The sequence below is a fragment of the Methanospirillum sp. genome (assembly GCF_035406105.1).
Classification (GTDB): Archaea; Halobacteriota; Methanomicrobia; order Methanomicrobiales; family Methanospirillaceae; genus Methanospirillum.
In genome coordinates this window covers 1-3077 of record NZ_DAONKG010000257.1, presented here as the reverse complement: position 1 = coordinate 3077, position 3077 = coordinate 1, and the positions used below count along the sequence as shown (strand labels likewise).

Genomic DNA, 3077 nt, shown 5'->3' with positions numbered 1-3077 from the left:
AGTGTAAAATTATTCTGTTCTTGTTGGTGGATATTAAATTTGAGATTAAATGAGAGTTGTTCAGTTCTTTTTCCTTTAAATCTAAATCCATCTGGACAAAATTGTTGATTCAACGAATTAGATGTGATAAATAACGTTTCGGGAGAAGAAAATTTAACATCAATGAGTGGATCCTCAACTGTTGGCGCATAAAAATCAGATTCATGCGATAAATCACAGAATTCTATTCTAAATCCTTTTAGAATTACAAATGACTTTTTTTCTCTCCAATTTTTTAACCGGGTATTGGAAATGGTGATTATGTATTTTCCCGAACCTTCAGTATCAAGGAGTTGATTAAAGTATGAAAGATAATTATCAGCAAATTTTGTCTGATGATCAACTATTAGAGGTAATTCGGTGTTATTAATTACAACTCTAGTCTCGTAATATGTTTCTTTACTATCTGTTTCAATATGAAAAGATGGAGGTTCATTGTATACATTATATATATTGTTTTGATTCCCATTTATTATACATGTCAAAATAGGGTGTTCATCCCATACAATTTTAATTGTTGGTAAAGAACCTTCATTTTTGCATGGGTTCAGGCTGCCATCCACCTTGAATGCACAATAATTTTCCCATTCGTCCAAAAAATAAATGATATCTAAAATTGAGTCAAGAGGTGTTATTTGAGTGTTTGTTTCTAAAATCCACCAGCAGATTCCCTTTTCCGGTATTTTTTTAATATTTTGTCCATTTTCATCAAATAATAGTTCATAAGAATCACAAATACCATCGAATTTTTTTATTAAAGTGTCATTAATAAATAAAGTATATGAAGAAGAAGGGATTTCTAAAGGTAATGAGATCTCTTCAGTATAATATCCATCATTTTGTTTAATAATAACCGGTTCTACTGAAAATAAAATAGAATTCGTTTCATTTTTTATATAAAATTGATACGTTTCATCTATCGAAAAGTTATTAATTTTCTGCATTGGAATTCTTATAAAAAGAGGAGCCGCATACTCTGTCAGATTTATATCGAAAAATAATTCTGGTTTAGCTATTTTTGGTTTTTCTGGAGGGTGGAATATAATAGTTAGAATTTTTTTAATTAGATTTCTTATATCTTCATCTGTTTCGATGGCTGGAGGTCGAGGAACATGTATCCCCGTTATCAAATTCTTTAAATCTTCCTCGGATAATGGGCGTTCATTTAATTTCGTAAGAAATTCTTGATCTATCGTGTTTGGAAATGAAGATATTATTGATGTTCCGGATTTCTCCATATCAACACTAATAGAATAATCACTTCTCCTATAAAGGTGCGTTGATTTGAATTCGCGGGAATATTGAGATTAATCCCTTCAATATGGAGAAATCAGTCTGAATCATATTAAAAAATTAGCGAAAATGAAAAATCGCTTTTTAAAAAAAATTCTTGACCTATTAATAATTAATATCTGCCACTACTGCTGATAGTAATTAGATATCCTTAAATATTTTCATAGCTATTGCACTCATCATGAGAACTATGTACATACAGAAGGGTATCTGTCGGGTAATATCACTGATTATCATGCTTATATTCATATTCCCAGGGATATATGCAGATATGTCTTCAGATTCTGATGCACTCCAGGGTTCAATAACAGAATCTGCAAACCCGGATTATCAGGTCTATGAGGGATCATTGTTCCGGGTAGAATTTCCAAAATCAGCAACCGTTACAGAATCAGAATCCCAAATAAAATTTTCAGGTGATAATCCACCATTTTCAATGACCGTCGGACTCGCCCCGCGAAAGACATCATATGCATCCCTGGATGAGTTCATAAATCAATGGACAAGTTCCTTCAGCAGGATCTATACGATTGACAGTACAGATGATGTGTTTGTCGGGGATATTCCTGCGAAACAATTTGTCATAAAGAATAAGGATGGGGAGGTAATTATGATCTCAACCATCTTCTGGGAGAATAATACCCCTCATATTATCTCGACCGGAGGTGGATCAGAAACATTAACAGAAGAAGAACAGCATTTTCTGGAAACGTATAAGAATACTGAAACATCATCAGGGAATACGCTGGATACGGTATTAGCCGGTAAATAAACGTTCACTGACCCGAAGTAGTCATTTGAGTATCCGGAAGACTGGAGTGTATCAAAAGATGATAAAGGTCAAATATTCTTTGATGTTCCGAATAAAAATGTGTTTATCAGCGGTGATTATACCGAAAGTTCTCTTGATTTTCCCCAATATATTAAATCGGTAGAAGAAAACCTAAAAAGTTCAGAATATGAAGATTTTAAGGTTATTAAAGAAATAAATGGTGAATCGAAGGAAGGGTATCCTACTGCAATTATCGACAATACCTTCATGTATAAGGGTCGCTTAACCCATATGCGGTTGTATATTCTTTCTGCTCATAATACCTATTATTTCCTTTATATGATCTATCGGCCAGAAGAAAGTAATGATGTCCGCGAATTAACCGATGAAATGTTCAATTCTTATACAATTGTTCCATAATTTTTTTATGGCTCTTCGTCGTTTCAGTGGGTATGATGCAGGATACATGAAAAATATATTCTCGATAGCCTTTGAGAAAGCAGGTAATACCTATGTGCCTGTGTTCCGGACACTCCCAGATGCAATGCTACCAGCAAACTGAATGAGGTGGCAAAAGGAGATAAGATATGGGCAATATAATTTTATTATACAGCTTCATTTTATGTAGGGATTGCCTGTTCAGGGAAAAGAAGAGTATGTATCAGTATATGCAATTTCAGAACCGGCATGATTAAAAAACGGGTAAAATATGACAGATCTGACTAAACGGGATGTGATACTTTCAATCTTAAAACGCGAATCCCATAATTTAAAAGACCGGTTTGGAGTTTTAAAGGTCGGTCTTTTTGGATCCGTAGTCCGGGATGAAGCCGGAGAGAGGAGTGATATTGATCTCCTGATTGAGTTCGATCCTGAATGGGTAACCTACAAAAAATATCTTGATCTTGAATTGTATCTCCAGTCATTATTCCCCAGAAAAGTAGAGATTGTCACCACGGATGGCGTATCTCCG

General features: G+C 34.1%; 3 protein-coding genes and 1 pseudogene. 3 read left to right on the top strand and 1 reads right to left on the bottom strand.

The genetic code is table 11. The features are described 5' to 3' along the window. Positions 1-1277 (bottom strand): hypothetical protein (locus PLA23_RS12005; RefSeq protein WP_324475332.1); only part of this gene is annotated, 1277 nt, incomplete at its 3' end. Positions 1278-1603: 326 nt separating this feature from the next. On the opposite strand from PLA23_RS12005, the gene PLA23_RS12000 reads away from it, so the two are divergent. The 3 genes and pseudogenes from PLA23_RS12000 to PLA23_RS11995 form a co-directional block, all read left to right on the top strand. Next, on the top strand, positions 1604-2104 hold the full coding sequence (locus tag PLA23_RS12000; protein WP_324329807.1) for a hypothetical protein: 501 nt from the start codon (positions 1604-1606) through the stop codon (positions 2102-2104). Between the two features lie 45 nt (positions 2105-2149). Next, positions 2150-2524: pseudogene (locus PLA23_RS13855) on the top strand (serine/threonine kinase C-terminal domain-containing protein); the annotation flags it as partial. A 289-nt stretch (positions 2525-2813) separates the two neighbouring features. Then, the coding region (locus tag PLA23_RS11995) for a nucleotidyltransferase family protein (RefSeq protein WP_324475330.1) at positions 2814-3077 on the top strand (264 nt) is incomplete at its 3' end.